We start from the raw sequence: 25378 nt of genomic DNA, 5'->3' as shown, positions 1-25378 counted from the left end.
CCACTCCCGCTCGCCCCCGCCCCCCGCTCCCGCCTTTCTAAATAAACGCCGCCCCCCCCCCCCCCCCGGGGCCGGGGGGGGGGGGGGGGGGGGCCGGGGGGGGGGGGGGGGGGGGGCCGGGGGAGGTGATCCGGCCGTGCGCCGCCCCGGATCGGAGCGGCGCCCGGATCGGAGGGGCACCCGACCTCCGACCGGCCCCGGAGCCGACCTCGGCACCGTCTCCGGCCGGCCCTGGAGCAGCCTCGACCACTGGCCCCGACCGGCCCCGGAGCGGCCTCGACGCGGCCTTGGCGCGCCACCCAAGCCGACCTCGGCCGCACCCCGGAGCCGACCTCGGGCGCGCTCCCGGAGCGACCTCAAGCGCCTCCTGGAGCGACCTCAAGCGCCCCCGGAGCCGTCTCAGAGCGGCTGGGCGCGGACCTGGTCGCGGTAGGCGCGGGCCACCGCGCGCAGCTCGGCCTCCGGGTCGAGCCCGGCCTCCCCCGCCTGCCGTACGAGCTCGAAGAGCCGCGCCCCCAGGCCGTCGGCGGGAACGCCCTCGGGGAGGGCGGCGGGGGCTCCGGCGCGCTCGGCGCGGCGCAGGAGCTGGGCGGCGAGGGAGAGGGCGGGCTGGCCCATCGGGACGCCGTCGACGGCCGAGCCCGGGTCGCCGCCGTTCTTGGCCGCCCGCTCGGCGGCCTTGATCGTCTCCCAGTTGGCGCTGACCTCGCCCGCGCCCTCCACCCGGGTGTCGGCGAAGACGTGCGGGTGGCGGCGGACGAGCTTGGCGACGATCCCCTCGGCCACGTCGTCGACGTCGAACCCGTCGTCGGGCCTCTCGGCGGCGACCCGCGCGTGGAAGGCCACCTGCAGGAGCAGGTCGCCCAGCTCCTCGCGCAGCGCGGCGTGGTCGCCCTCCTCGATGGTCTCCAGCACCTCGTAGGCCTCCTCGATGAGGTACGGGGCGAGGGACTCGTGGGTCTGGCGGGCGTCCCACGGGCACTCGACCCGGAGGCGGTCCATCACCGAGACCAGGTCGAGCAGCCGCGCGCCCGGCAGGTCGTACGAGCCCGGCACGACCTCGATCACCGGCGGGTCGTCGAGCGCCACGGCGGCGTAGCCGATGGAGCGCATCAGCGCCTCGTCGGCCTCCAGCCACACGACGGTCGCCGCCCCGGCCTCGCGGACCAGCGCGGCCGGGTCGGGGACGACCACCTCGACCTCGACCCCGGCCTCCGCCAGGTAGGGCAGGTGCGGGTGGTCAGCGGACCCGGTGCGCACCGGGCCCTCCTCCAGGACCCGCCACGCGTGGCGGCTGAGCAGCCCCGGGGCGACCCGGGGCGAGGTGGTGACGACGATCAGCGGCATGCCCGGAGGCTACTGCTGCGGCGGCGCGGGCGGCGCGTCGGCGGGACCGGGGGCGGCGGGGGCGCCGAACCGGCCGGCGTCGACGAAGACGCTCGGCTGCTGCTCGCTCCGCTGCGTGTTCGGCGTGCCGTACCGGGGGTTCCAGGTGATCGGCATGGCCTGCAGGTCCTTGATCGCCTGCTCCTGGCCGCGCTGGATGGCCGCCTCGTCCGTGCCGCCGCCGTACTTGGCGATGAGCTTGCTGAACAGCAGCTGCGCCCGGATGAAGGGACGCATCTGCGAGGGGGCCACCGCGTTCTGGAGCATCTGCTGCTCCAGCTTCTGCTGGCCGCCCTGGCCCGCGACCAGCTGGTCGATCTCGCCCTCGGTGATCGTCATGCCCTTGCTCTCCGCGACCTTGGTGAACTGCTTCGCGTTGGCCAGCTGGAAGAGCACGAGCTGCGGGACGCTGTCCTGGAACTTGAGGTCAGAGGGGGTGACCCTGGCCTTGGCCAGCGCCGCCTCGTACTCGCGCACGTTCCTGTCCAGCTCACCGGAGCTGATGCGCTCCCCGCCCACGACGGCGGCGGCGCCGGCCTGGTTCGGAGTGCAGGCGGTCAGCGCGACACCGGCGGCGGCGACCGCCAGGATGACGCGGATTCGAGTCGACTTCACATGCGTTCCCTTCACGACAAACGCCGCTTACTCTACCCGCACCGTTTCGAGGAACATCGCCTCGACGAGATCACCGCACCACTTGAGCAGATCCAGGTCGCGCAGCGGCTGGCCGCCGAGGGGCCTGGTCTTGGGCACCGGCACCAGCAACGTACCGGCCGCCTGCTTCAGCAGCGCCTTCGGGTAGAGCCTTTGCAACCTGACCTGCTGGGAGTCCTTCAGGTCCACCGGCGCGAACTTGATGTTCTGCCCCTGCAGGGTGACGTCGGTGAGCCCGGCCCGGCGGGCGCGGACCCGGAAGCGGGCGACCTCCAGCAGGTTCTCCACCTGCTGGGGCGGCCGTCCGTAGCGGTCGACGAGCTCGTCGCGCACCGCGCCGATGTCGGAGTCGGAGCCGATCGCGGCGATCCGCTTGTACGCCTCCAGCCGCAGCCGCTCGGAGGTGACGTAGTCGTGCGGGATGTGGGCGTTGATCGGCAGCTCGACCTTGACGTCGGGCCGCTCGTCCTCCTGGTAGGTGCCCGCCAGCTTGGCCTTCTGCTCCTGCACGGCCTCGGCCATCATGCGGACGTACAGGTCGAAGCCGACGCCCGCGATGAAGCCCGACTGCTCGGCGCCCAGGATGTTGCCCGCGCCGCGGATCTCCAGGTCCTTCATCGCGACGTACATGCCCGCGCCCATCTCGGTGTGCTGGGAGATGGTGGCGAGGCGCTCGTGGGCGGTCTCGGTGAGCGGCTTCTCCGGCGGGTACAGGAAGTAGGCGTAGCCGCGCTCGCGGCCCCGGCCGACCCGGCCGCGCAGCTGGTGGAGCTGCGACAGGCCGTAGTTGTCGGCCCGGTCGACGATCAGGGTGTTGGCGTTGGGCACGTCCAGCCCTGACTCGACGATCGTGGTGCAGACGAGCACGTCGAAGTCGCGCTCCCAGAAGCCCACCATGATCCTCTCCAGCTGGTGCTCCTGCATCTGGCCGTGCGCGACGGCGATCCGCGCCTCGGGCACGAGCTCGCGCAGCATCGCCGAGACCTTGTTGATGCTGGCCACCCGGTTGTGGACGAAGAAGACCTGGCCGTCGCGCATCAGCTCGCGCCGGATCGCGGCGCCGATCTGCTTCTCGTCGTACGGGCCGACGAAGGTGAGGATCGGGTGCCGCTCCTCCGGCGGGGTGAGGATCGTGGACATCTCCCTGATGCCGGTGAGGCCCATCTCCAGCGTCCGGGGGATCGGGGTGGCCGACATGGCCAGCACGTCGACCTGGGTGCGCAGGTGCTTCATCGCCTCCTTGTGCTCGACGCCGAACCGCTGCTCCTCGTCGATGATGATCAGGCCGAGCTGCTTGAACCTGACCTCCGGCGAGAACAGCCGGTGCGTGCCGATCACGATGTCGACCGAGCCCTCCCGCAGGCCCTCCATGGTCGCCTTGACCTCGCCGTCGCTCTGGAACCGCGACAGCGGCCGCACGTTCAGCGGGAACCCGGAGAACCGCTCGGCGAAGGTCGACATGTGCTGCTGCACCAGCAGCGTGGTCGGCACCAGGACGGCCACCTGCTTGCCGTCCTGCACCGCCTTGAACGCCGCCCGGACCGCGATCTCCGTCTTGCCGTAGCCCACGTCGCCGCAGATCAGCCGGTCCATCGGGATCGGGCGCTCCATGTCGCGCTTGACCTCGTCGATGGCCTCCAGCTGGTCGCCCGTCTCGGCGTACGGGAAGGCGTCCTCCATCTCCCGCTGCCAGGGGCTGTCGGGCGCGAAGGCGTGTCCGGGCGAGGCCATCCTGGCGGAGTACAGGCGGATCAGCTCCCCGGCGATCTCCTTGACCGCCTTCTTGGCCTTGGTCTTGGCCTTGGCCCAGTCGGCGCCGCCCATCCGGTTGAGGGTGGGCGACTCGCCGCCGACGTAGCGGGTGACCTCGTCGAGCTGGTCGGTCGGCACGTAGAGGCGGTCGCCCTTGGCGTACTCGATCACCAGGTACTCGCGGGTGGCGCCCTGCACGGTCCGCTGCACCATCTCGACGTAGCGGCCCACGCCGTGCTGCTCGTGCACGACGTGGTCGCCGACCTTGAGCTGGAGCGGGTCGACCATGTTGCGGCGCCGGGAGGGCAGCCGCCGCATGTCCTTGGTCGACGCCTTCTGGCCGACCAGGTCGAGGTGGGTCAGCACGGCCAGCGCCGGGGTCACGAACCCGTGCTCGACCAGGCCCGTGGTGACGTGGACGACCTTCCTGTCGGGCACGGTGTCGAGGCCCGGCTCCAGGCGCGCGGGCAGGTCGACGCCCTTGAGCAGCTCGACCATGCGCTCGGCGGGGCCGTGGCCCTCGCTCAGCAGGACGACGACCCGGTCGGAGTCGAGCCAGCCCTTGATGTCGGACAGGGCCCGCTGGGTGTCGCCCCGGTAGGACTCCACCTCGCGCGCCCCCAGCGCCTGCCCGCCGCCCGGGGCGGTGTCATCGGTGCCGGCGCCGAACGGCGCGAGCGACCACCAGGGCTGGCCGAGCCGCCGCGCGTGGTCGCGGACCTCCTCCAGGTCGCGGAACGCCGCCGCGCCCAGGTCGATCGGCGCCTCGCCCCCGGACGCCGCGTTGATCCAGGAGGCCTCCAGGAACTCCTGGCTGGTCCGCACCAGCTCGTCGGCGCGCCCCCGGATGCGCTCCGGGTCGCACACGAAGATCGCGGCCTGCCCCGGCAGGTGGTCGATGAGCAGGTCCATCTCCCCGGCGAGCACCGGCGCGAACGCCTCCATGCCCTCCATCGGCACGCCCTCGGCCAGCTGCTCCAGGATCTCGGCCAGCGAGGGGTGCGCCTCGGCGAGCTGCCTCGCCCGCTCCCTGACGTCGGCGGTGAGCAGCAGCTCCCGGCAGGGGGCGGCGAACAGCCCGTCCTCGGCCACCTCCAGCGAACGCTGGTCGGCGACCTTGAACCAGCGGATCTCCTCGACGGTGTCGCCCCAGAACTCCAGCCGGAGCGGGTGCTCCTCCGTGGGCGGGAAGACGTCGAGCAGGCCGCCCCTGACCGCGACCTCGCCGCGCTTCTCCACCATGTCGACCCGGTGGTAGCCGTTCTCCACGAGGCTGTGGACGACCGTGTCGAGATCGGCGTCGTCCCCGGCGCGCAGCCGCACGGGGCTCAGGTCGCCCAGTCCTCGTACGATCGGCTGGAGCAGCGCCCTGATCGGCGCGACGACCACGTGCAGCGGGCCCGCCGAGTGGTCGCCCTCGACCGGGTGCGCCAGCCTGCGCAGCACCGCCAGGCGCTGCCCCACGGTGTCGCTGCGCGGCGACAGGCGCTCGTGCGGGAGCGTCTCCCAGGCGGGGAAGACCGCGACGACGCTCTCGTCCAGGAGGCTGGTGAGGGCCGAGGCGAGATCCTCGGCCTCGCGCCCGGTGGCGGTCACCGCGAGGACGGTCCTGGCCGCCCCCTTGGCCCCCTCCCTGGCCAGCGCGGCCACCGCGAAGGGGCGCAGCGCCGGCGGCGCGACCAGCGACACGTCGGACGAGTCGCCCCCGCGCACGTCCTGAAGAAGGGAAGCCAGCTCAGGCTCCCCGGCGACAAGGTCCAGAAGTCCGGAAAGACTCATCAGATTCGCCCACAGCCCCACGACGGCAACACGACAGCCCCGGGCCGGGAAGACACGGGGGGTACCTGTTCAAGGCTACTTGCCCGGCCGCCCGCTCTCGCAAAGAGTGGTAAATGCGCGACGAATCGTGCTGAGTTGACTACTCTCGGTTACATGTCAGAGGTGAGGTCGGTCGTCGCTCGCGACGATCTGTTGAGTCAGCGGATCAGGGAGCAGTGGAGCGGCCAGCTCGGCCGGCGGCTCGACATCCTGATCGCCGGATGCGGATGGCCCGAGCCGCTCGATCTTGCGCAGACGGAGTCGAGGGTCATCGGGATCGACGAGGACCTGCCCGTGTTGCGCACGAGCACGTCCGCCCGCAAGGACCTGGACTCCTGGGCGCTGGGCGACCTGCGCTCGGTGCCGGTGCCCCCGCGGGCGTTCGACATCGTCTACGTGTCGTTCCTGCTGGAGCGGATCGAGCACTCCGAGCTGGTGCTCGACCGGCTGCTGACCGGTCTGCGCCCCGGCGGGCTGCTGCTGGTCAGGATGCGCGACCGGGACTCGGCCTACGGAGCGTGCGACCGGCTGGCGCCGGCGCGGCTGCGGCGGGCGGTGTGGCGCAGGTTCGCCCCCGCGGGGACCGTGGGCCCGCTGCCGGCCGTCTACGAGCAGATCGCCTCGCGCGAGGGGATGCACTCCTTCTGCCTGGTGCGCGGGCTGATGGTGACCGAGGACGTCTCCGCCAGCAGCGGGTCCGCGCTCCGCGGACCTCTCGGTAAGCTTGCCCGCGCCGCCTGCTCGGTGGTGGAGGCCCTCTCCAGGGGAAGCCGGCCCGCGTCTCACGACGAGATAACCATGGTGATCCGCAAGCCCCAGAGCCACTTCGCCCGGTTGATCTGAGATCCACCGGCCGGGGCACCCGGGATTCACCGGACCGGTGGATCCCAGGCTCGCCGGACAGGGGCCCATCGCGAGCGGGCGAGACACGAACGTCCGACGATCACGATGGTGGAGCAGATGACGGCGCCCTTCGAGTGGACCCCCGACGCCCGCGAGCTGGCCGACCTCGAGCTGCTGCTCTCCGGCGCCTTCAGACCGCTGACGGGCTTCCTGAGCTCGGCGGACGCCCACGCCGTCGACGAGCGCGGCACGCTCGCCGACGGCACGCCGTGGCCCGCGCCGGTCACCCTCACCCTGCCCGACGACCACCCGGCCTCCCCCGGCGACCGGATCACCCTGCGCGACCCCGAGGGCGCGGCGCTGGCCGTGCTCACCGTCACCGGGCGCGAGAACGGCTTCGCCGCCGGTCCCGTCGAGCCCCTGGACGCCCCCGAGCACGGGCCGTTCGCCCGGCTCCGCCTCACCCCGGCGCTGGTACGCGAGAAGCTGGACGGGCGGGAGTCGGTCCTCGCCGTCACCATGCGCGGCCCCCTGGGCGACCTCGGCGAGATCGTCGCGACCGCCCAGGAGCTGGAGGCGTCGATCCTGCTGCTCCCCCTGGCGTACGGCGAGGGCGGCCCCGCGGTGGTCCGCGCCGCGCTCAAGGCCCGCGACGGGCTGCCCGATGACACGCTCGTGGCGGTGGTGCCGCTGGCGTCCAGGGAGCCCGCCATCGACCTGGAGCTGCGCGAGCGCGTGGCCGAGGCCTACGGCGCGACCGAGCACCTGGCGGGCCCCGAGCCCGTGACGCTCCCCGGCCCCCCGCACCGGCGGGGGCTGGTGGTCTTCTTCACCGGCCTGTCCGGCTCCGGCAAGTCGACCGTCGCCCGGGGGCTGCGCGACGCGCTGCTGGAGCGCGGCAGCCGCACGGTGACCTACCTCGACGGCGACGTGGTCCGCCACCTGCTGTCGGCCGGGCTGACCTTCTCCAAGGAGGACCGCGACCTCAACATCCGCCGCATCGGCTTCGTCGCCGCCGAGGCCGCCCGGCACGGCGGCCTCGCGATCTGCGCGCCCATCGCGCCCTACGCCGCCACCCGCGAGGAGGTACGGGAGATGGTCGAGGCCGTCGGCGCCGACTTCCTGCTGGTCCACGTGTCCACCCCCCTGGAGGAGTGCGAACGCCGCGACCGCAAGGGCCTCTACGCCAAGGCCCGCGCGGGGCTCATCCCCGAGTTCACCGGCATTTCCGACCCGTACGAGGAGCCGGACGACGCCGACCTGGAGATCGACACCACCGGCATCAGCGTGGACCGGGCGGTGCACCAGGTGCTCGACCCGCTGATCCAGGGCGGCTGGATCCGCTGATCCACTGATCCACTGATCCACTGATCTGCGGATCCGGGTCCGACGGTCCGGACTCCGCGCCCGCGGTGGGGGCGGTGGAGTCCGACGGGCGCGGTCGCGGTCTCGCCGGTCGCGGCCGTGGCCGTGGTCGTGCGGTCGCGGCCGTGGTCGTGCGGTCGCGGCCGGTGGTGCGGTGGCGGCCGGTGGTGCGGTGGCGGCCGGTGGTGCGGTGGCGGCCGGTGGTGCGGTGGCGGCCGGTGGTGCGGCGGGGTCAGCCGGCGGGGACGGCGGCCTTGAGGCGCGCGTCACGGGCGAGCTCGCCGAAGGCCCTCCGGCCGCCGGGCGTGGTGTCGAACCGGGTGTCGCCCCGGGGGGCACGAGGCGAGTCGAAGTAGATCAGGGCCTTGATCTGCGGGTATTCGCCGATCTCCCGGCGTACCGAGGCGAAGAACGACTCCTTGAACCCGGGTCTGTCGTGCCGCTCGAAGACGCCCCACTCGGCGAGCATGATGGGTTTGTCCGGGAAGCGGTCCCGCATCCACCGGTAGAACCCGGACCACCGGGGGAACTCGGGGCGGGTCTTGTTGACCAGGTCGTCGAAGCTGTGGACCCGGTGGTCGACGTAGGGGTCCATCGCCACCCAGTCGACCACGTCGTCACCGGGATAGAGCTTCTCGAACCACGGCTCGGACGCCCAGTTGGGCGCGCCCATGTAGGTCATCACCGTGACCGCGTTGGTCACGCCCCCCTGCCGCAGGCGCGTCACCACGTGCCGGAACATGGCGGCGTAGTCGGCCGCCGTCATCCCCCTGCCCCGGGCCTCCCGCACGTCGTTCTCCGGCTCGTGGTGGACGGTGAGGAAGAACCTCTCGGGGAAGGTGCTCGCGATGTGGGCGGCCAGCCGGTCGATCCGCGCGTCCAGCGCCCCGCGGGCGATCTGCGCCCAGGTGTGGTCGAGGGACGGCTTCCAGTTGACCAGCAGGAGCCTGCGGCCGTCCGGGTCGCGGGCGACGGCGCGCTCCGCGGGGGTCGGGAAGAGCTCGTCGCCCCGGTGGTAGACGTGCATGACGTCGGCCCGCCGGCCCATGCGCCTCTCCGCCCTCTCCAGGGCCCGCCCGGGGGGCCTCCCCGTGAAGATCTCCGGCGCGATGCCCCACCAGGCTCCGCAGGAGGGGACGAGCCTGGCGTCGACCTCGCAGGCCGCCCGGGACGGCCCGGCCGACGGGTCCGGCGCGTTCGTGACGCCCGGCGCCTCCGGGGTTCTCCCCGCGCCCGCGGCGTTCGAGGTCCGGCCGCCCCCGGTCAGCCCCACGATCACCAGCACGAGGGTGCCCAGCCCTATCGCCAGGACGAGGCCGGAACCGGCGATTCTGACCACACGCGGAATTACGTCTATAGCGTCATTTTTCCGATGCACCGGTTCCTCACAACTGTCGCGCGTACGCATTCGTGGACGGTCCTCGACCATCACGGGGGAACACCTTCCCATCGCCCGGACGTGCCTCGTCCCGGATTTTGCCGGTCCGTGCCGTAGCCCCGGAGCGAACGACAGGAAATATCGGATAAACGGTTGTTATTCCCCTGTGATTGGCGGGGCCGACGCAAAGAAAATCTTGTGTATCGGTTCGGGGAAATGGGAACCCGACCTATAGTTCCAAGGGTTCCCAGCGTCTGTTCGCCGGAGAGGCACCCGCGACACATGAGCCCGTCACCGGACGCTCCCGTCCGCCGCGAAGGCGAGGACCTGGCGGACTACGCGTCGCTTCTCCGCCGCCGGTGGCCGATCGTCCTCTCCCTCTTCCTCGCCGGAGCCGGGTGCGGCCTCACCCTGCTGTGGCTCACCCCGGCCTCCTACACCGCCTCCGGGCAGGTCCTGGTGACCGCCACCGGCTCGCAGGAGCAGACCAACCAGGTCACCGGCCGCCAGCGCGAGCCCCTCAACCTCGACACCGAGGCCCAGGTGGCCCGCTCCGCGGTGGTCGCGGCGAAGGCCCGCGGGCTGTTCGGCGGCCTCTCCTGCCCCGCGCAGGTCTCGGTGCCGCCCAACACCTCCGTCCTGGAGATCTCCTGCGCCGCCGCCGACCCGAAGGCCGCGGCCTCGGGCGCGAGCGCCTACGCCCTCGCCTACCTGGCACAGCGCCGCGAGTCCGCCACCCAGCTGCTCACCGCCCAGCTCAAGGTCGTGCTGCTCAAGCTGCGGCAGGCCAACGCGGGTCTCACCAAGGTCGCCACCGAGCTTCCCGGCCTCGCCAGGGGGACCACCGAGCGGGCCCTCGCCCTCCAGCGGCAGAACGTCCTCGCCCGCCAGGTCCACAGCCTCACCTCCAGGTACGACGCCATCAAGACCGTCGCCGTCACCCCCGGCTCCGTGATCAGCCAGGCGGTGGCACCCGCCGGGCCCACCGCCCCCCGCCCGCCCCTCTACCTGGGCAGCGGTCTCATGGCGGGGCTGCTCTGCGGGGTCGGGGCCGCCTGGCTCCGCGACCGCCTCGACACCACCCTGCGGACCACCGCCGACGTCAGGCGCCTGACCGGCCTCGACACCGTCAACGGCGTCGTCAACGGTGTCCTCAACGCCGGGGAGGCACCCGGGCCGGCGGGCGCGGTGCTCGTGGTCGCCGTCCCCGGCACCTCCTCCCGCGAGGTGAAGGACGCCGTACGGGCCCTGAACGAACGCGGGGTTCCCGTGGTCGGCGCGTTCGTCGTCGGCGACGAGGCCCCGTCGTCTCCGTCGTCCCCGTCGTCCCCGGGGGGTTCCTCCGCTCCCTCGGCGCGGGGGCCGCGGGCTCCGCACGCCTCCCACCACGTCTCACAGGTCACCCACGTCCCACAGGCTCCGGGGGTCTCGCCCGTGCCGCGGTCCGGCGGGGCGCGAGACCCCGAGGGCCTCCCGAGGAGAGCCGGGCGGCCACTCGCCGGCCTGGCGAGCGGCCCGGTGAGCGGCCCTGGGAGCGACCCCGGGAGCCGCCCTGGGAGCCGCCCGGTCGTCCCCGGGTCGAGCGGCGAGGGCCCGGAGGCGCCCGCCCGGCCGGGAGCGCACGGGATGAACGGGATGAGCGGAGCAAGCGGGACGAACGGCGCGGGTGGCGACAGAGCGCGCGGGGCGCACGGAGTCGTCAGGCCCGAAAGGTCAGCCGGGCCACCGGAGGCACTGCCCGCGCCCGGCGCGTACGGGAACGTTCCATCGGCCGGGCAGGCGGCGGCCGGGCGGAGGGGGCGCAGGTCGTGAGGGGTCCGCGCCCGGCCGTCTGGCCGATCGCCGCGCTCCTGGTGGGATACCCGGTCTGGTGGGCGCTCGGTTTCGGGGGCCTGTCGGTGATCGTGGTGGCTCCGGCGATGGCGCTGGTCCTGTGGCGGAGACGGCCGATCAGGGCGCCGCGCGGCTTCGGGCTCTGGCTGCTGCTCCTCGCCGGTTACCTGATCAGCGCGCTCATGCTCGGCGAGATGCCGCCCGGCACCTACGGCGAGTTCGGCGCCGGACGGCTGATCGGCTACCTGATGCGCCTGTGCCTCTACGTCGCACTGTTGATCATGGTTCTCTATCTGGGCAACCTGACGCGGGAGGAGCTGCCGCAGCTCACCCTGGTGCGGATGCTCGGCGCGCTGTTCCTCACGACCGTCGCGGGCGGCCTGCTGGGCGTGTTCGCGCCGCGCGCCGAGTTCACCTCGCCGGTCGAGATGGTCCTCCCCGGCTGGATCAGCGGCAACTCCTTCGTCCACAACCTGATCCACCCCACCGCCGCCCAGGTGCAGCGGGTCCTCGGCCACGCCTCGCCTCGCCCCGAGGCGCCGTTCGAGTGGGCGAACGCCTGGGGCGGCAACCTCTCGGTGCTGCTCGTCTGGTTCGTGGTCGGCTGGTGGGTGTACGGCGGGCCGCGCAGGCGCCTCGCGGTGGTCCCGCTGGTCGCGCTGGCCGCGATCCCCGTCGTCTACTCGCTCAACCGGGGCCTGTGGATCGGGCTCGGGGTCGCCGCCGCGTACGTCCTGCTGCGCCTGGGCACGCGCGCCCGCGTCGCGACCTGCGCGGCCCTGACCGCGGGGGCGCTGGTGTTCGCCCTCAGCCCGCTGCAGGCGATGGTGACCCAGCGGCTCGACAGCCCGCACAGCAACGACATCCGCGCCTTCACCGTCTCGGCGACCCTCGCCGCCGCGGGCACCGCGCCGCTCGTCGGGTACGGCAACACCCGCAACGCCACGGGCAACCACCGGACGATCACCACCGGCAAGAGCGGGTGGTGCCCCACCTGCGGCCACCCGCCGCTGGGCGGGGACGGCCAGCTCTGGCACCTGATGATCACGCAGGGGTTCACCGGGGCCGCCCTCTACGTGGCGTTCTTCGCGGGGGCCGTCCGCCGCCACTGGCGTGACCGGAGCCCGATCGGCCTAGCCGGGGTCCTCGTGATGATCCTCACCCTCCTCTACATGTTCGTCTACGACGGACTGGTCACCCCGCTCAGCCTGTACCTCGTCTCGTTCGCGCTGCTCTGGAGGAACTCGATGGCGAGCACGGCCGCATGAACGACGCCCGCGCCCGCCTGCGCTACCTGGACCAGACCCTCGACCTGCTCTTCCCCGGTCCCGGCGACCCGAGCCCGTACACCCTGCTCCCGCACCGCCTGCTCCCCCGCAGGCTGGTCCCCCGCGCGTGGTGGCACCCCGGCAGGCGGGTCACCGTGCCGTCGGGCCGGGACGGCATCGAGAGCCACCTGAGCGAGGTGTTCGGCACCCCCGTCCGCGTCACGCTGCGCGTGCGGCCGGCCCGGCGGGCCAACCGCAAGCCGATCCTGGAGGCGCGCGCCGCCGACGGGCCGATCGCCTTCGTGAAGATCGGCGACACCGACCTGACCCGGGAGCTCGTCGCCCACGAGGCGCGGACGCTCGCCCTGCTCGCCGGTGTGCCGCTGAAGACCGTCGTCCCGCCCGCCGTGCTGCACCACGGATCCTGGCGCGGCCTGTCCGTGCTGGCGCTGACCCCGCTTCCGGTACGACGGGGACGGATACCCGCCGACGTCCTCACCGACGCGATCGCCGAGATCGCCCGCGTCCCCGGGGACGCGGCCCGGGGCACCGAGGGGCAGGGGTTCTCCTGGCACGGGGACCTGACGCCGTGGAACATCTCGCGCGGTCCCGACGGGCGGCTGCTGGTCTGGGACTGGGAGCGGTTCGGCACCGGGGTCCCGCTGGGCCTCGACGCCGTCCACCACTTCTTCCAGCGAGCCCTGCGGCGTGACGACCCGGCCACCGCGGCCAGGGCCTGCGTGGCGCGGTCGCTGCGGATCCTGGCCCCGTTCGGGCTGTCGGCCGCCGAGGCCCGGCTGACCGCGCTCCACTACCTGATCGCCCTCGCCGGCCGCCACGCGGCCGACGGCCACGCGCCCCTCGGCCCGCCGGAGCTCTGGCTCACCCCCCTCGCCGACTCCCAGGAGACCCTGTTGTGAAGGTTGTGAATCCCGCGCTGAAGCGTTCGGCCCACGCGGCGTCGGGGGCGATAGGCCGCCTCACCTCGGGAAGCCGGGTGCTGCCCTCCTTCCTCGTCGTCGGGGCGCAGCGCTGCGGCACCACCTCTCTGTACCGCGTCCTGTCCCAGCACCCGCTCGTCATGAAACCCGTCCTGCGCAAGGGCGTGCACTACTTCGACACGGCGTACGACCGGGGCCTGTCCTGGTACCGATCGCACTTCCCGCTGCGGATGTCGGCCTCCCGGCTCGCCCGCAGGTACGGCAGCCGCCCCCAGGCGTTCGAGTCGTCGCCCTACTACCTGTTCCACCCGCTGGCCGGTCCCAGGATCGCCCGCGACCTGCCGGGCGCCAAGCTGATCGTGCTGGTCCGCGACCCCGTGGAGCGGGCCTTCTCCGCGCACGCCCACGAGCTGGCCAGGGGCTTCGAGACGGAGCGGTCCTTCGCCAGGGCCGTACGGCTGGAGGAGGAGCGGCTGGCCGGGGCGGAGGAGGCCCTGATCGCCTCGCCGCACGCGACGAGCACGGCCCACCGCCACCACGCCTACCTCGCCCGGGGCCGTTACGCCGAACAGCTCGCCCGGCTCGAACCGCTGGTCGGCCGCGACCGGCTGCTCGTCCTCGACAGCGGCCGGTTCTTCGCCGAGCCCGAGCTCGTCTACGACCGCGTGCTGGCGTTCCTCGGGCTGCCGCACCTCGGCGACCCGGTGTTCGAGCGGCACAACACCCGGGCCAGGCCGGGTCCCATGTCCCGCAAGCTCCGCCGCGAGCTGACGGCCTACTTCGCGGAGCAGGACACCCTGCTGACCCCGTGGCTGGGCGCGGAGCCGTCGTGGCGTCGCTGAACCCCGCCCGCCTGACGGGCCTGACCGGGCTCGCGCGAGGCGGGGTGGCGGGGCTGGCGGGCGCGGGAGCGGGAGCCGCCGCGCAGTTCCTGACGGTCGTGGTCGTCACCAGGGGGGTGGGGCAGGAGACGGCCGGTCTCTTCTTCTCGGGGACCGCCCTGTGCCTCGCGGTCGCCACGGTCCTGCGGCTGGACGCCGGGAACGGGCTGGTCTACTTCATCGCCAGGTCCCGCTCCCCCGGCCACCGCCACACCTCCGGCACCTCCGGCTACGTCCGCGCCGCGCTCGTCCCGGTCGCCGCGCTCTCGCTGGCGACCGGTGCGGCGGTCGTCCTCACCACCTCCGACCTGGTGCTGCGGGTGCTGGCGGTGGCCCTGCCCGCGGTGGCGTGCTCGGGCGTCGTGGTGAGCGCGACCCGCGGGTTCGGCTCGATGCGGCCGACCGTGCTGCTGGACGGGGTGCTGCAGCCGGTGGCGCAGCTGCTCCTGGTCGGGGTGGTGGTGCTCACGGGCCGCGACTCCGTGCCGCTGCTCGCCACGGCGTGGGCGCTGCCGTACCTGCCGGTGCTGCTGCTGGCCTCGGTCTGGCTGCGCCGGCGGCTGCCCCGGTCCCCCCGCGCGCCGGGCACCGCGCGCGACCTGTGGCGCCACACCTGGCCCCGGTCGCTCGCGTCCGGGATCCAGGCGGTGTTCCAGCGGCTGGACGTCGTGATCGTGGCGGTGCTCGCCGGGCCCGCCGAGGCGGCCGTCTACACCGCCGCCACCCGTTTCAAGATCGTGGGCCAGCTGGCCGGTCAGGGGCTGGCGCAGGCCACGCAGCCGGGGCTGGTGCGGGCCCTCGCCGAGGGCGACCTGCCGCGCGCCCGGGAGCTGTACCAATCGGCCACCCTCTGGCTGGTCCTGCTGACCTGGCCGGTCTGGCTGGGGTACGCCGCGCTCGCGCCCTGGCTGCTCGGCGCCGTCTTCGGGGACGGCTACACCGGCGGCGCGCCGGTGGCGTTCGTGCTGGCCGCGACGATGATGCTCGCCACGGCGTGCGGGATGGCCGACGTGGTGCTGACCTCCGCCGGGCACACCGGCTCCAGCCTGGTCAACCTGGTCGCCGCCGTCGCGACGGCGGTCACGCTGGACCTGCTGCTGATCCCCTCGACGGGCTCGCTCGGGGCCGCCCTCGGCTGGGCGGGCGGCACGGTGGTCAAGAACCTGCTGCCGCTCTGGCGCATCCACCGCCTGTACGGCCTGCGCCCCTTCGGCACGCACAGCCTGGCCGCCCTGAACCCCCGGTGGGCTCCGTGACCACGCGCCCCGGCCGTCCCGGCCGTCATGACCACGCGCGGTCCGACGATCCCGTTCGTCACGACCACACAAGGCGCGGGCGCCCCGGACTCCGTGACCACGCGCGCTCCGGCCGTCCCGTTCGTCACGACCACACACGGCCCGGACGCCATGACCACGCGTGGTCCGGCCGTGCCAGGAGCTTGGACGGGCGGTGGGGGCCGTGACGCCCGTGCTGGTCACCGGGCTGCCGAGGACCGGGACGAGCTGGACGGGCAGGATGCTCGCGGCGAGCGGGGAGCTGGTCTACGTCAACGAGCCGCTCAACCCCGAACACCCGCCGGGCCGCTCCCCGGGCGTCCTCGACGCCGTGGTCGGCCACCGCTTCCAGTACATCTGCCCCGACAACGAGCGGGCCTGGCTGCCCGCCTTCGCCCGTACGGTCGCGCTGCGCTACGGGTTCCTGGCGGAGCTGCGCCGCAACCGGTCGCCGTACGACCTGGCGCGGATGGTCCGGTACGGCACCGCGTTCACGCTGGGGCGGCTGGGCGGGCGCCGGGCGCTGCTGGACGACCCGTTCGCGCTGTTCTCCGCGGGGTGGTTCGCCGACCGGCTGGGCTGCCGGGTGATTGTCCTGTCGCGCGACCCGGTGGCGTTCGTCGGCAGCTGGCAACGGCTCGGCTGGACGGTCTACTTCCACGAGCTGCTCGAACAGCCGCTGCTGACGCGGGACCAGCCCCACCTGGAGGCGTTGCGCCCGCTGGTCGGCTCCCAGGACCGCGTCGCCAAGGCCGTGGCCCTGTGGCGGGCGGCCGGGATCACCGCCGCCGGCCTGGCCGACCGGCACCCGGGGATCATGCTTGCCCGCTACGAGGACCTGGCCCGTGACCCCCTGACGGGCTTTCGCCGCTTGTACGAGTGGGCCGGCCTGACCTGGTCGGCCCGCGCCGAGGAACGCGTCCGCCGCGCGTGCACGACCGGTCCGGAGACGACCGGCTCGTGCACGACCGGCTCGGGCACGACCGGCTCGGGCACGACCACCCCGGGTAAGGCCGCCTCGGGCACCGGCTCCGGCGGTTTCGCCTGGACCGGCCTGTCCCGCACGGCCTACCGGCCGATGGACTCGCGCCGCGCCCTCGCCGAGGCCGGTGCCCGGCTGAGCCCCGAGGAGGCCCGCCGGGTCAGGGAGCTGGCCTCCGCGAAACACTGACGGCCGATCACGATGACGACGATCGGGAAGCGCGGTGAGGACCCCGCCACCGGCGCCTCACGGCCTCGGGAAGGTCCTCAGGAGAAGAGGCCGCGTACGAGGGAGACCGTGAGGAGCCGGAGCGCGTACGGCAGGTCGTCGACCAGGTAGCGGCGGGCGAGCCTGCCCGGCTCCCGCGTCAGCCGGAAGACCCACTCCAGGCCGCCGCGGCGCATCCACACCGGTGCCCGCCGGACGGTGCCCGCGGCGAAGGCGATCGCCGAACCGCAGCCGACGAACCAGGTGCCCGGCAGGTCCCGGCGGAGCGAGGCGATGAGCCGCTCCTGCCGGGGGAAGCCGAGCCCGACGAAGACCAGTCGGGGAGCGGCGGCGATCACGGCGTCGCGCACCCGGGCGTAGCTCTCGGGATCGTCCTCGAACCCGTACGGCGGGGCGCCGACCCCGGCGATCGCCAGCTTCGGATGGCGGTTCACCAGCTCGCGGGCCGCCTGCTCGGCCGTGCCCCGGGGGCCGCCCAGCAGGTACACGGGGTGGCGGTAGAAGGCGGCGGCCTCCGACAGGGACCAGATCAGGTCGGCGCCGGTGACCCTGCCCGGGAGGGGGGTGCCGAGCAGTCTCGCCGCCCACACCAGCGGCATGCCGTCCGCCACCGCGAGGTCGGCGCGCTCGACGAACCGGCGAGCCCGGGGGTCGTGGGCGACGGCCCGGCTGATGTCGACGTTCGGGGTGACGAGGTGGCCGCCCTCGCCGCGCTTCAGGGCGGCGACCACGTGGTCGACGACCTCGCTCTCGGTCATCGGGTCGATCGCGACCCCCGCCACGCGCACGCGCCTGCGCAACCGCCTGCGGGTGGCCCTGTCGGGCCGGGGCCTCCGGCGGGGGACGCCCGAGGTCGTCCCCCGCCTGGCGACCGGCGTTCCGGCCCGCCCTGCGACGGCGGGCAGGCCGGGCACCGGATCGTGACCGGTGGTCGCGGACCGGTGGTCGGTGAGGGGCGGGACCGGTGTCACGAGGTCACGGAAGGCCGGGGCCACGGGCCACGTCACCACCGACACCATGACCGGCGAATCGTGGCGTGTGACCACGGGCGAGACGACCGGTAAATCGTGACGTGTGACCACCGGCGACACGACCGGTAAATCATGACGCGGGACCACGGACGACACGACCGGCGAATCGTGACGCGGGACCACGGACGACACGACCGGCGAATCGTGACGCGGGACCACAGACGACACGACCGGCGAATCGTGGCGCGGGACCACCCGCGTGGGCTCGGCGGGCCGATCCGGCGCGAGCGGAACGACCGGCAGGCCGCCGCGGACGTTCGCGCGCGGGCGCTCGACGGCCTGCCCCGCCGCGGACGGGGCGAGCACCGGCCCGTGGGTGAGCACCGGCCCGTGGGTGAGCGTCAGGTCGTGGCGGGGGAACACCGGCGGGCGCTTGGCCGCCTGCCCCGCCGGGAGCGAGACGACCGGCGGGCCGTAGCGCGCGAGCGCCGGCGGACGCTCGGCGGCCTCGGCCTCGGCGTCGACGGCCTGGTCCGTCGTGGACGGCACGATCCAGGCACCGTGGCGGAGGGTCACCCGGGGCTGCTCGGTGATGGGCGCCATCAGATGCCGTGCCCTCGGTGGTGCAGGACGCTGAGCATGGTCCTCGCGGAGACCAGGCCCGCCGCCACCGCGAGCGCGATGGGCGCGCGGGGCTCGCCGTGGCGGGCGGTGAACGCCCGCCAGGCCCAGCGGCCCGCCTCCCGCCGCTGGCCGAGGGCCGCGTGGTGGAAGGCGAGCTGACCGTAGACCCGCGCCGCGCCGCGCGGATCCACGGCCAGATCAGGGTGCCGGGCGAGCATCCACTGCAGCCCGGCGATCCGGTCGGCCCAGCGGGCCACGTACGAGGAGCCGCCCCAGCGCACCCGGACCAGGGGCCGGTCGACGTGCACGATGGGGTGCTGGGCGGCGGCGCGCAGCGCCAGGTCCCAGTCCTCGTTCTGGCCGCTGGGGGCGCTCTCGTCCGCCCAGAGCCCGCCGCGCCGGAACAGGAAGGTCGAGGAGTGCACCATCACCATCCGCGAGCGCACCAGGTGGCGGTAGGTGACGCGGCTGGTCCCGGCCAGCCGGGGGATGCGGCGCGATCCGTACTCGACCTCGATGGCGCAGCTGGAGAAGCGCGCGTCCGGCTCCGCCTCCAGGGCGGCGACCTGGGCCCTGACCTTGCCGGGCAGCCACTGGTCGTCGTCGTCGCAGAAGGCGACCATGTCGGTGCCGAGCGCCGCGATGCCGGTGTTGCGGGCGCCGGGCAGCCCCGGGGTGAGCCGGTTGGCCATCACCCGCACGCCGCGTGCGGGCGCCTCGCGCAGGCCGGGCGCGAGTGCCCGGCTGGCCAGGAGGTCGGCCACCTGGTCGGCGACCCAGGCCGGATCGCCTCCGTCCACGACGACGACGACCTCGACGGGGCCGGGGTGGTCCTGGCCGAGCACGGCGAGTGTGGCCGCGCGCAGCTGGTCGGGCCGGTGTCCCCGGGTGGGGATGACGACACCCACCGATGCGTTCACGCGAGTCTCCTGTGATAGCCATACTTGATCATGAGGGGCCAGGTCAGCGCCGTGACCAGGCGCGACTGCCGGGACGACGCGACGGCGCGCCAGCTGTCGTCCCTGGTCAGCTCCGTGCGGCCGACCGTGAAGCGCACGGGGTTGCCCGAGGCCGTGTGCGCCGTCGAGAGCTCCGCGCAGTTGCCCGAGAGGAAGTCGAGGCGGCACGGGAGGCCGATCCTGGCGACCACGCGCCTGAGCGTGTCGGCGGGGGCGTCGAGCAGGTCCTCGTAGCGGATCCGGGTGACCGGGACGCCCCTGCGGGCGAGGAGCTCCAGGCTGAGGTTCTCGCTCAGCCAGTGCAGCGAGGTGCGGGAGGGCGACCAGTGGGTCATCGGGCTCCCGTCCTCGGGACGCTCGACCCTCCTGCGCCAGGAGTGCGCGACCGCGCGGGGGTCGCGGACCACGTGGACGACCTGGACGTCGACCCCGGCCGCCGCGAGGCAGAAGGCGAGCGAGGCGTGCTTGCTGGAGTCGATCACGACCGGGCAGTCGGCGACCTCGCCCGCCGCGTTGTACAGGTCGCGGTGGACCGCGGCGTACTCGTCCAGCTCGGCGGTGCCGGGCGTCGGCCACCTGCCGGTGCCCGCCTGCTCCTCGGCGAGCAGCCGGGCCAGGGTCGGGATGCGCCGGGTGCGGTCGACACGGGACCTGAGCGCGATCATCCGGTGGGCGAGGCCCTCGGACCAGCCGCCGAACGCGCGCTCGCCGACCTTCTCCCAGAAGGGGCACGACCCGAAGGGCTCGCCGCAGCCGCAGGACTCGTCCGCGAGCGCGCTCCTGGCCCAGAGGTGGACGACCTCGCCGAGCGGCGCGATGCCGGGGACCTCCCCCAGCAGGCGCTCCAGCAGCGTGGTCCCGCTGCGGCCGAGGCCGCCCAGAAATACCACCCGAGCAGGTGACGGACTATCAGACACAGGCACGAATCCTTACCCGACGGATACGGAACGTGCCGAGGCTAGCGCGGAGCGTAACGGAGGGGTCAGAGAACGGACAAAGGATCTACCCAGCGGGTGTAACGCCGCCCGTCTCCTGAACAGGAGGGCACCGGAACCTCACACCCCCTGCGCCGGACGACCCCCTGGCCGGGCCGCACACGGGGAGACGTACGGCTCCCCGGACGGTGAGCGACGACCGGCGCGCACCGGACGGCGGCCGACGCGAAGCGACCGCAGGCCGGCGGATAAGCGACCGCAGGCCGGCGGATAAGCGACCGCGGACCGGCGGACACGCGACCGCAGGCCGGCGGACATGCGACCGCCCACCGGCGGACACGCGACCGGAGCCCCGGGAAGAGCCCCGCCTCGCCGGACGGCCCTCTCGGGAGGGTCGTCCACGGCACCCGGGCGGCTCCGCGGACGCCTCCGGAGCGGCTCTGCGGACGACTCCTGGAACGGCACCCGCAGACGACTCCGGGAACGGCACCGCGAGCGACTCCGTGGACAGCTCCGCGGACGACTCCGTGGACAGCTCCGCGGACGACTCCGGGAACGGCGGACCGCCCGTGGCCCGTCGTGGCTCCCCATCCCGTAGCGGGGAGGCCACGACGACCGCGGGCGGCCAAGGCGAACCGTGCCTATCGGGCGTCGACGATCATCCCGGCGCCGACCGTGTTGTTGGTGGACTCGTCCACGAGGATGAACCCGCCGGTGAGGCGGTTGCGGGCGTAGTCGTCCACGAACAGCGGCTGGGTGACGCGGAGCGAGACCCGCCCGATCTCGTTGAGGCTGAGCGACTGGGCCGTCTCGTCCCGGTGCAGGGTGTTGACGTCCAGCCGGTAGTGCAGGTCCTTGACCAGGGCGCGGGCCGTGCGGGTGGTGTGCTTGATGGTCAGCTTGGTGCGCGGGGCCAGCTTGGCGGTGTCGGCCATCCAGCAGATCATCGCCTCCAGCTCCTGGGAGACCTGCGGCTGGTTGTTCGGGCGGCAGATCATGTCGCCGCGCGAGATGTCGATGTCGTCCTCCAGCCGGAGGGTGACCGACATCGGCGGGAACGCCTCGTCGACCGGCCCGTTGAAGGTGTCGATCGACGCGATGCGCGTGGCCAGGCCGGAGGGCAGGTGCATCACCTCGTCGCCCGGCTTCAACACCCCTCCGGCGACCTGGCCCGCGTAGCCGCGGTAGTCGTGCAAGGAGGGGTCGGTGGCCCGCTGCGGGCGGATGACGTACTGCACGGGGAAGCGCACGTCGACCAGGTTGCGGTCGGAGGCGATGTGCACGTGCTCCAGGTGGTGGAGCAGAGAGGACCCGTTGTACCAGGGCGTGTTCTCCGAGCGGGACACCACGTTGTCGCCGTGCAGCGCCGACATCGGGATGAACGTGAGGTCAGGCGCGTTCAGCTTGGAGGCGAACGCGGTGAACTCCTCGCGGATCTCCTCGAACCGCTCCTGGGAGTAGTCGACCAGGTCCATCTTGTTGACGGCGAGCACCAGGTGCGGCACCCGCAGCAGCGTGGTGAGGAACGCGTGCCGCCGCGACTGCTCCAGCACGCCCTTGCGGGCGTCGATCAGGACGATCGCGAGGTCGGCGGTGGAGGCGCCGGTCACCATGTTGCGGGTGTACTGGATGTGCCCGGGGGTGTCGGCGATGATGAACTTGCGCTTGGGAGTGGCGAAGTAGCGGTAGGCCACGTCGATCGTGATGCCCTGCTCCCGCTCGGCCCGCAGGCCGTCGGTGAGGAGCGACAGGTCGGTGTACTCGGTGCCGCGGTCGCGGGAGGTGCGCTCGACGGCCTCCAGCTGGTCCTCGAAGATCGCCTTGGAGTCGAAGAGCAGCCGCCCGATGAGCGTCGACTTTCCGTCGTCGACACTTCCCGCCGTGGCGAAGCGAAGAATGTCCATTAGCGCTGCTCTCCAGGGGTCGTACGGCGTGCGCGGCGGGACCGCGCGGGAAGGGACTCACGCGAAGCCGGGTGAGCCGGGGGGCACGAGGAGGCGGGGAGAAGGACGCTCACTAGAAGTATCCCTCCCGCTTGCGGTCCTCCATGGAGGCCTCCGAGGCGCGGTCGTCGGCGCGGGTGGCGCCGCGCTCGGTGATCCGGGTCACCGCGATCTCCTCGATGATCGCCTCGACCGTCGCGGCGCTCGACTGGACGGCGCCGGTGCAGGTCACGTCGCCGACCGTCCGGTAGCGGACCGTCATGTCCAGCAGCGACTCGTCGTCGTCGCGGGTGATGAACTCGCTGTCGGCGAGCAGCATGCCGTCGCGCTCGAACACCTTGCGGGTGTGGGCGAAGTAGATCGACGGGATCTCGATCTCCTCGCGCCGGATGTAGTCCCAGATGTCGAGCTCGGTCCAGTTGGACAGCGGGAACACCCGGATGTGCTCGCCCTTGCGGATCCTGGCGTTGTAGAGGTTCCACAGCTCGGGGCGCTGGTTCTTCGGGTCCCACTGGCCGAAGTCGTCGCGGAAGGAGAACACGCGCTCCTTGGCGCGGGCCTTCTCCTCGTCGCGGCGGGCACCGCCGAAGACCGCGTCGTACTCGTTCTCCTCGATCGCGTCCAGCAGCGTCGTGGTCTGCAGCCGGTTGCGCGAGGCCCTGCGGCCGGTCTCCTCGGTGACGCGCCCGGCGTCGATGGAGTCCTGGACGCTCGCGACGACGAGGCGGGCGCCCAGCTCCGCGGCGCGGCGGTCGCGGAACTCGATCACCTCGGTGAAGTTGTGCCCGGTGTCGACGTGCATCAGGGGGAAGGGAATCGGCGCCGGCCAGAAGGCCTTCTCCGCGATGCGGAGCATGACGATGGAGTCCTTGCCCCCCGAGAAGAGCAGACAGGGGCGCTCGAACTCGGCCGCGACCTCGCGCATGATGTGAACAGCCTCTGCCTCGAGGACGTCGAGCTGCGACGTGGTGTAGTCGCGCTGAAGCATCAGACTCTCCTAGCGGGGATTAGCGGTGCAGATCCCGGATTCCAGCGAGCAACGTTGGCGCCAGTCCCGGTAGGGATACAAGAATATCCGGCAGCGAGGGGTCGGGCTGGTTGTAGACCAGCGGCGAGCCGTCGATGCGGCTCGCGTGGACCCCGGAGGCGAGGGCGACCGCGACGGGCGCGGCGGAGTCCCATTCGTACTGGCCCCCGGCGTGGACGTACGCCTCGACCTGGCCGGTGAGCACCGCGGAGATCTTGGCGCCCGCCGAGCCGATCGGCACCAGGTCGGCGCCGGCGAGGCGGGCCAGGTTCTGGACGAACTCCGGCGGGCGGGTCCTGCTGACCGCGATCCGCGGCCTGGCGCCCGCCTCGGGGGCGGGCGGCACCGGAGGTTCGAGGGTGGAGAGCGTACGGCCCTGGGCGGGCAGCGCGACGGCTCCGGCCGTCAGCGTGCCGTGCTCCCAGAGGGCCACGTGGACCGCCCAGTCGGAGCGGCCCTCCTCGGCGAACTCGCGGGTGCCGTCGAGCGGGTCGACGATCCAGACCCGCTCGGCGCGCAGCCTGCGCGGGTCGAGGCGCTCCTCGCTCGTCGCCTCCTCGGACAGCACACTGTCACCCGGGCGCAACCGCGACAGGGCCTCCATCAGGAACACGTGGGAGGCGGCGTCGCCCTCCTTGCGAAGCTCGGACGGGTCGCCGAAGCCCCGCTCCGCGCGCAGGGCCGCCAGCTTCTCGCCGGCCGTCGTCGCCAGCTCCGCGGCGAGTGTGTGATCGTCGCGAACGGTCATCAGTATGCTCCAGCTCCTCGCGCGACAGCCGACCAAGTCTTCCACAGGATCTGCAGGTCCAGCATGAGGGACCAGCTCTCCACGTAACGCAGGTCCAACCGTACGGATTCCTCCCAAGAGAGGTCTGAACGACCACTTACCTGCCAGAGGCCGGTCATGCCTGGTTTGACGAGTAATCGGCGGCGGACGTCGTCACCGTACCTGGCGACCTCCTCCGGCAGTGGCGGCCGGGGGCCGACCAGGGACATGTGTCCCATGACCACGTTGATCAGCTGTGGCAGCTCGTCCAGCGAGTGGCGGCGCAGCCGGGCGCCCAGCGGGGTCACCCGCGGATCGTCGCGGATCTTGAAGAGCATGCCGGGCCCGTCGCTGGACAGGGCGATCTTCCGGCGCTCGGCGTCGACGCGCATCGTCCGGAACTTGTAGATCGTGAACTCGGCGCCGTCGCGGCCCACCCTCGTCTGCCGGAAGAACGCGGGACCCGGCCCCGAGGCGCGTACGGCCACCGCCACCCCCGCCAGCAGCGGCAGCAGCGCCGCGAGCAGCAGCCCGGCGCCCGCCCGGTCGAACAGGTTCTTGAGCACCTGGCGCAGGCCGGAGATCTCGGGGTGGTCCACGTGCAGCAGCGGCAACCCGGCCGCCGGGCGGATGGTGATCCGCGGCCCGGCCACCTCCATCAGCGCGGGGGCCACGATCAGGTCCGTGTCGGTCTTCTCCAGCCGCCAGGCCAGCCGCCGCAGCGCCACCCCGTCCATCTCCGGGCAGGCGAGCACGGCCACGGTGTCGGCCGAGACCTGCCCGACCGCGAGCGCGACGTCGGAGAGGTCGCCCAGCACCGGCACGCCCTCCACGTCGCCCGTCGCGTCGTGCGGGGCGCACGCCGCGACGACCTCCATGCCGTGGTAGCGCTCCCGGCGGAACCTGCGGACCAGCTCGGCGATCGCCGCGCGGTGGCCCACGGCCACCACCCGCCGCATGCACCCGCCCCGCGCCCTCCTGCGGTGCAGGGAACGGCGCAGGCCGTAGCGCGCGAGGAGGGTGAGCAGCGTCGTCAGCGGGAGCGCCAGCACCACGTAGCCCCGGGCGACCTCGATCTTGGTGAGGTAGGCGCAGACGGCGAGGGCGGCGGTGAGCATGAAGCCGCACTGCAGGATCCGCTGGAACTCCTCCGAGCCCAGGCCGATCAGCCGGGGCTCGTAGGCCCGGTTCAGCGCGACCACGCAGACCCAGACGGCGGGCAGGGCCGCGCTCAGCACGACGTACGGGAAGACGTAGGCGGTAACCTCGCCGAATCGAACGAACAGCGCGAGGGCCCCGGCCAGGGCGGCACAGGCGGTGTCGGCGGCGACGGCCGCCGCGCGGTGCTTGCGCACCCAGCCCGGCATGCGCCGGCGCGCGGCCGGAACGGCTCCTCGCCCGGTCTCGCGTGTCTCCTGCGTCTCCTGTGTCTCCTGTGTCTCCTGTGCGGCCTGGACTGCGGTCACGTCGCGCACGCGCTCCCCCTGCGTAACCGTTCATGGACAGACAGTTATGGAATGGTAGCGGCGGTGGGAGAGGCCCGAAGGTTG

The 25378-nt window shown here is 73.2% G+C and carries 19 protein-coding genes; 8 read left to right on the top strand and 11 right to left on the bottom strand.

The window, feature by feature from the left end; all coding sequences use genetic code 11:
• Window positions 1-399 precede the first annotated feature (399 nt).
• From ABT053_RS17235 to mfd, 3 genes are read right to left on the bottom strand one after another with little or no spacing between them, the layout of a single operon-like run.
• Window positions 400-1347 carry a nucleoside triphosphate pyrophosphohydrolase gene (locus tag ABT053_RS17235; protein ID WP_350970001.1) on the bottom strand — a complete coding sequence of 316 codons (948 nt, stop codon included), beginning with the start codon at window positions 1345-1347 and terminating at the stop codon, window positions 400-402.
• Window positions 1348-1356: 9 nt separating this feature from the next.
• Entirely contained in the window at window positions 1357-2001 is a 645-nt protein-coding gene (locus ABT053_RS17230) for a SurA N-terminal domain-containing protein (protein WP_350970000.1), read from the bottom strand.
• A gap of 27 nt (window positions 2002-2028) precedes the next feature.
• Window positions 2029-5571: a transcription-repair coupling factor gene (gene mfd / locus ABT053_RS17225; protein ID WP_350969999.1), complete on the bottom strand. Its 3543-nt coding sequence runs from the start codon at window positions 5569-5571 to the stop codon at window positions 2029-2031.
• 153 nt (window positions 5572-5724) lie between these two features.
• On the opposite strand from mfd, the gene ABT053_RS17220 reads away from it, so the two are divergent.
• Together ABT053_RS17220 and cysC are read left to right on the top strand one after the other, a co-directional pair.
• Window positions 5725-6453, top strand: a complete 729-nt coding sequence (locus ABT053_RS17220; RefSeq protein WP_350969998.1) for a class I SAM-dependent methyltransferase — start codon at window positions 5725-5727, stop codon at window positions 6451-6453.
• Window positions 6454-6570: 117 nt separating this feature from the next.
• Window positions 6571-7800, top strand: a complete 1230-nt coding sequence (cysC, locus tag ABT053_RS17215; RefSeq protein WP_350970017.1) for an adenylyl-sulfate kinase — start codon at window positions 6571-6573, stop codon at window positions 7798-7800.
• Between the two features lie 250 nt (window positions 7801-8050).
• On the opposite strand, the gene ABT053_RS17210 is transcribed toward cysC, so the two are convergent.
• Window positions 8051-9157 (bottom strand): glycoside hydrolase family 26 protein, encoded by a 1107-nt coding sequence (locus ABT053_RS17210; protein ID WP_350969997.1) that lies wholly within the window; start codon window positions 9155-9157, stop codon window positions 8051-8053.
• Between the two features lie 321 nt (window positions 9158-9478).
• Here ABT053_RS17210 and ABT053_RS17205 point away from each other — a divergent pair, with 321 nt between their 5' ends.
• The 6 genes from ABT053_RS17205 to ABT053_RS17180 all read left to right on the top strand — a co-directional run bounded on the left by ABT053_RS17205 (window position 9479) and on the right by ABT053_RS17180 (window position 16564).
• Window positions 9479-11008 carry a YveK family protein gene (locus ABT053_RS17205; protein ID WP_350969996.1) on the top strand — a complete coding sequence of 510 codons (1530 nt, stop codon included), beginning with the start codon at window positions 9479-9481 and terminating at the stop codon, window positions 11006-11008.
• Complete coding sequence (locus tag ABT053_RS17200) at window positions 11005-12297, top strand: hypothetical protein (protein WP_350969995.1); 1293 nt, start codon at window positions 11005-11007, stop codon at window positions 12295-12297. The genes ABT053_RS17205 and ABT053_RS17200 overlap by 4 nt, the downstream gene beginning before the upstream one ends.
• Complete coding sequence (locus ABT053_RS17195) at window positions 12294-13217, top strand: hypothetical protein (protein WP_350969993.1); 924 nt, start codon at window positions 12294-12296, stop codon at window positions 13215-13217. The genes ABT053_RS17200 and ABT053_RS17195 overlap by 4 nt, the downstream gene beginning before the upstream one ends.
• Window positions 13218-13222: 5 nt before the next feature.
• Window positions 13223-14080 (top strand): sulfotransferase family protein, encoded by an 858-nt coding sequence (locus ABT053_RS17190; protein WP_350970016.1) that lies wholly within the window; start codon window positions 13223-13225, stop codon window positions 14078-14080.
• Window positions 14068-15375: a lipopolysaccharide biosynthesis protein gene (locus ABT053_RS17185; protein WP_350969992.1), complete on the top strand. Its 1308-nt coding sequence runs from the start codon at window positions 14068-14070 to the stop codon at window positions 15373-15375. The genes ABT053_RS17190 and ABT053_RS17185 overlap by 13 nt, the downstream gene beginning before the upstream one ends.
• 202 nt (window positions 15376-15577) lie before the next feature.
• On the top strand, window positions 15578-16564 hold the full coding sequence (locus tag ABT053_RS17180) for a sulfotransferase (RefSeq protein ID WP_350969991.1): 987 nt from the start codon (window positions 15578-15580) through the stop codon (window positions 16562-16564).
• A 77-nt stretch (window positions 16565-16641) separates the two neighbouring features.
• Here ABT053_RS17180 and ABT053_RS17175 read toward each other — a convergent pair whose 3' ends face one another.
• The 7 genes from ABT053_RS17175 to ABT053_RS17145 all read right to left on the bottom strand — a co-directional run bounded on the left by ABT053_RS17175 (window position 16642) and on the right by ABT053_RS17145 (window position 25195).
• Window positions 16642-18177 (bottom strand): WecB/TagA/CpsF family glycosyltransferase, encoded by a 1536-nt coding sequence (locus tag ABT053_RS17175; RefSeq protein WP_350969990.1) that lies wholly within the window; start codon window positions 18175-18177, stop codon window positions 16642-16644.
• Window positions 18177-19118: a glycosyltransferase family 2 protein gene (locus tag ABT053_RS17170; protein ID WP_350969989.1), complete on the bottom strand. Its 942-nt coding sequence runs from the start codon at window positions 19116-19118 to the stop codon at window positions 18177-18179. The genes ABT053_RS17175 and ABT053_RS17170 overlap by 1 nt, the downstream gene beginning before the upstream one ends.
• Window positions 19115-20047: a sulfotransferase gene (locus ABT053_RS17165; RefSeq protein ID WP_350969988.1), complete on the bottom strand. Its 933-nt coding sequence runs from the start codon at window positions 20045-20047 to the stop codon at window positions 19115-19117. The genes ABT053_RS17170 and ABT053_RS17165 overlap by 4 nt, the downstream gene beginning before the upstream one ends.
• A gap of 686 nt (window positions 20048-20733) precedes the next feature.
• Entirely contained in the window at window positions 20734-21996 is a 1263-nt protein-coding gene (gene cysN / locus ABT053_RS17160) for a sulfate adenylyltransferase subunit CysN (RefSeq protein ID WP_350969987.1), read from the bottom strand.
• 112 nt (window positions 21997-22108) lie between these two features.
• Window positions 22109-23023, bottom strand: a complete 915-nt coding sequence (gene cysD, locus ABT053_RS17155) for a sulfate adenylyltransferase subunit CysD (RefSeq protein WP_350969986.1) — start codon at window positions 23021-23023, stop codon at window positions 22109-22111.
• A 19-nt stretch (window positions 23024-23042) separates the two neighbouring features.
• Window positions 23043-23810 (bottom strand): 3'(2'),5'-bisphosphate nucleotidase CysQ, encoded by a 768-nt coding sequence (locus tag ABT053_RS17150; RefSeq protein ID WP_350969985.1) that lies wholly within the window; start codon window positions 23808-23810, stop codon window positions 23043-23045.
• Complete coding sequence (locus ABT053_RS17145) at window positions 23810-25195, bottom strand: sugar transferase (protein WP_350970015.1); 1386 nt, start codon at window positions 25193-25195, stop codon at window positions 23810-23812. Before ABT053_RS17145 ends, ABT053_RS17150 begins: the two co-directional genes overlap by 1 nt.
• Between the last annotated feature and the right edge of the window lie 183 nt (window positions 25196-25378).

Origin of the sequence: Streptosporangium sp. NPDC002524 (assembly GCF_040295985.1) — a bacterium.
Taxonomy (GTDB): Bacteria; Actinomycetota; Actinomycetes; order Streptosporangiales; family Streptosporangiaceae; genus Streptosporangium.
This window is presented reverse-complemented; position numbering and strand designations above follow the sequence as displayed.

What these genes read in the sequence shown, in the direction of transcription:
- cysD (WP_350969986.1), bottom strand. Translation starts at nt 23,023, where the DNA reads ATGCTTCAGCGCGACTACACCACGTCGCAGCTCGACGTCCTCGAGGCA.
- cysC (WP_350970017.1), top strand. Translation starts at nt 6,571, where the DNA reads ATGACGGCGCCCTTCGAGTGGACCCCCGACGCCCGCGAGCTGGCCGAC.
- ABT053_RS17235 (WP_350970001.1), bottom strand. Translation starts at nt 1,347, where the DNA reads ATGCCGCTGATCGTCGTCACCACCTCGCCCCGGGTCGCCCCGGGGCTG.
- ABT053_RS17145 (WP_350970015.1), bottom strand. Translation starts at nt 25,195, where the DNA reads ATGCCGGGCTGGGTGCGCAAGCACCGCGCGGCGGCCGTCGCCGCCGAC.
- mfd (WP_350969999.1), bottom strand. Translation starts at nt 5,571, where the DNA reads ATGAGTCTTTCCGGACTTCTGGACCTTGTCGCCGGGGAGCCTGAGCTG.
- ABT053_RS17175 (WP_350969990.1), bottom strand. Translation starts at nt 18,177, where the DNA reads ATGGCGCCCATCACCGAGCAGCCCCGGGTGACCCTCCGCCACGGTGCC.
- ABT053_RS17195 (WP_350969993.1), top strand. Translation starts at nt 12,294, where the DNA reads ATGAACGACGCCCGCGCCCGCCTGCGCTACCTGGACCAGACCCTCGAC.
- ABT053_RS17205 (WP_350969996.1), top strand. Translation starts at nt 9,479, where the DNA reads ATGAGCCCGTCACCGGACGCTCCCGTCCGCCGCGAAGGCGAGGACCTG.
- cysN (WP_350969987.1), bottom strand. Translation starts at nt 21,996, where the DNA reads ATGGACATTCTTCGCTTCGCCACGGCGGGAAGTGTCGACGACGGAAAG.
- ABT053_RS17220 (WP_350969998.1), top strand. Translation starts at nt 5,725, where the DNA reads ATGTCAGAGGTGAGGTCGGTCGTCGCTCGCGACGATCTGTTGAGTCAG.
- ABT053_RS17150 (WP_350969985.1), bottom strand. Translation starts at nt 23,810, where the DNA reads ATGACCGTTCGCGACGATCACACACTCGCCGCGGAGCTGGCGACGACG.